The 2,689-nt window shown below is 61.8% G+C and carries 2 protein-coding genes; both read left to right on the top strand.

From position 1 onward, the window contains the following. Positions 1-60 precede the first annotated feature (60 nt). Positions 61-438, top strand: a complete 378-nt coding sequence (rplL, locus tag EN879_RS31305) for a 50S ribosomal protein L7/L12 (RefSeq protein ID WP_013531413.1) — start codon at positions 61-63, stop codon at positions 436-438. Positions 439-689: 251 nt separating this feature from the next. Next, on the top strand, positions 690-2,689 hold a 2,000-nt coding region (gene rpoB, locus EN879_RS31310), incomplete at its 3' end, for a DNA-directed RNA polymerase subunit beta (protein ID WP_127274496.1).

Here is a 2,689-nt window from a genome sequence, read left to right on the forward strand (position 1 = left end):
GCATGAGGCCGTTCCTCGCTATCACAAACACACGTTCGAACCTTATGAAGGAACACAACAATGGCTGATCTCGCAAAGATCGTAGACGACCTTTCGAAGCTGACCGTCCTCGAGGCGGCCGAGCTGTCGAAGCTTCTGGAAGAAAAGTGGGGCGTTTCGGCTGCTGCTCCGGTGGCGGTTGCCGCTGCTGGCGGCGCTGCGGCCGCTGCTGCTCCGGCCGAGGAAAAGACGGAATTTGACGTCGTCCTCACCGACGCAGGCGCTCAGAAGATCAACGTCATCAAGGAAGTCCGCGCCATCACCGGTCTTGGCCTCAAGGAAGCCAAGGATCTGGTTGAAGCGGCTCCGAAGCCGGTCAAGGAAGCCGTTTCCAAGGCCGACGCTGACAAGTTCAAGGCCCAGCTGGAAGCAGCCGGCGCCAAGGTCGAACTGAAGTAAGCGTAAAAGCGGCGGGCGGCCTCGCGCCGTCCGCCACTCCCTTCGCCCGAAGGGAGAGCGCGTAACGCGAGATCTGCGAGAACCTCTTTCCTGAGGGCCGAAAACCGGCCTTCAGGAAACGGGTTTTCTCCCGTTCTAGCCGGCCGCCGACAGGCGCCGGGAAAACAGACAGAGGGTTGCCGCCAAGGTGGCCCAGTATGCAAGGCGAGCCGCGGCGAGGCTCGTCCCGAGTTTAGAGCTAAGGAGCGACGATGGCCCAGACCCAGACTTTCAATGGCCGCAGACGCGTACGCAAGTTCTTCGGAAAGATTCCGGAAGTTGCGGAGATGCCGAACCTGATCGAGGTTCAGAAGGCATCCTATGACCAGTTCCTGATGGTGGCGGAGCCCAAGGGTGGGCGTCCGGACGAGGGGCTGCAGGCCGTTTTCAAGTCGGTCTTCCCGATCTCCGATTTTTCCGGCTCCTCCATGCTGGAGTTCGTGAAGTACGAGTTCGAAGGACCGAAATTCGACGTTGACGAATGCCGTCAGCGCGACCTCACCTATGCCGCGCCGCTCAAGGTGACGCTGCGCCTCATCGTGTTCGATATCGACGAGGACACCGGCGCCAAGTCCATCAAGGACATCAAGGAGCAGGACGTCTACATGGGCGACATGCCGCTCATGACCTTGAACGGCACCTTTATCGTCAACGGCACCGAGCGCGTCATCGTTTCGCAGATGCACCGTTCGCCGGGCGTCTTCTTCGACCATGACAAGGGCAAGTCGCACTCGTCGGGCAAGCTTCTGTTTGCCGCGCGCGTCATCCCGTATCGCGGTTCGTGGCTCGACATCGAGTTCGATTCCAAGGACGTCGTGCACGCCCGCATCGATCGCCGCCGCAAGATTCCGGTGACGTCGCTGCTGATGGCGCTCGGCATGGACGGCGAAGAGATCCTGTCGACCTTCTACAACAAGATCACCTACAAGCGTGCCGGCGACCATTGGCGCATTCCGTTCAACGTCGAGCGTTTCCGCGGCCTCAAGGCTGTCGGCGACCTGGTCGATGCCGATACCGGCGAAGTCGTCGTCGAGGCCGGCAAGAAGATCACCGCACGCCAGGCACGGGCGCTTGGCGAAAAGGGTCTGAAGGCGATCAAGGCGACCGACGAGGACCTGCTCGGCAACTATCTGGCCGAGGACATCGTCAACTACGCCACCGGCGAGATCTTCCTCGAGGCCGGTGACGAGATCGACGAGAAGACGCTGAAGGTGCTGCTCGGCACCGGCGAAGAGGAGATCAAGGTTCTCGACATCGACCACGTCAATGTCGGCGCCTATATCCGCAACACGCTCAACGTCGACAAGAACGAGAGCCGCCAGGACGCGCTGTTCGACATCTATCGTGTCATGCGCCCCGGCGAGCCGCCGACGCTTGAAACCGCCGAAGCCATGTTCAACTCGCTGTTCTTCGATAGCGAGCGCTACGATCTGTCGGCCGTCGGCCGCGTCAAGATGAACATGCGCCTCGAGCTGAAGGCCGAGGACACCGTGCGCGTGCTGCGCAAGGACGACATCCTGGCCGTGGTCAGGACGCTGGTCGAACTGCGCGACGGCAAGGGCGAGATCGACGACATCGACAATCTCGGCAACCGCCGCGTGCGTTCGGTCGGCGAGCTGATGGAAAACCAGTACCGCGTCGGCCTGCTGCGCATGGAGCGCGCGATCAAGGAGCGTATGTCCTCGATCGAGATCGACACGGTCATGCCGCAGGATCTGATCAACGCCAAGCCGGCGGCTGCCGCCGTGCGCGAGTTCTTCGGTTCCTCGCAGCTGTCGCAGTTCATGGACCAGACCAACCCGCTGTCGGAGATCACCCACAAGCGCCGCCTCTCGGCGCTTGGACCGGGCGGTCTGACCCGCGAGCGCGCCGGCTTCGAAGTGCGCGACGTGCACCCGACGCATTACGGCCGCATCTGCCCGATCGAGACGCCGGAAGGCCCGAATATCGGTCTGATCAACTCGCTGGCCACCTTCGCACGCGTCAACAAGTACGGCTTCATCGAGAGCCCGTACCGCAAGATCGTCGACGGCAAGCTGACCAATGACGTCGTCTATCTCTCGGCGATGGAAGAGGCCAAGCACCATGTCGCGCAGGCCAACGCCGAGCTCGACAAGAACGGTGGTTTCGTCGACGAATTCGTCATTTGCCGCAGTGCCGGCGAAGTGATGATGGCGCCGCGCGAAAACGTCGATCTGATGGACGTGTCGCC

This window comes from Mesorhizobium sp. M7A.F.Ca.AU.002.02.1.1 (assembly GCF_003998535.1).
Taxonomy (GTDB): Bacteria; Pseudomonadota; Alphaproteobacteria; order Rhizobiales; family Rhizobiaceae; genus Mesorhizobium; species Mesorhizobium ciceri.

Bases quoted from the DNA above. Each gene is read 5' to 3' on its own strand.
- rplL (WP_013531413.1), top strand. From the start codon at position 61: ATGGCTGATCTCGCAAAGATCGTAGACGACCTTTCGAAGCTGACCGTC.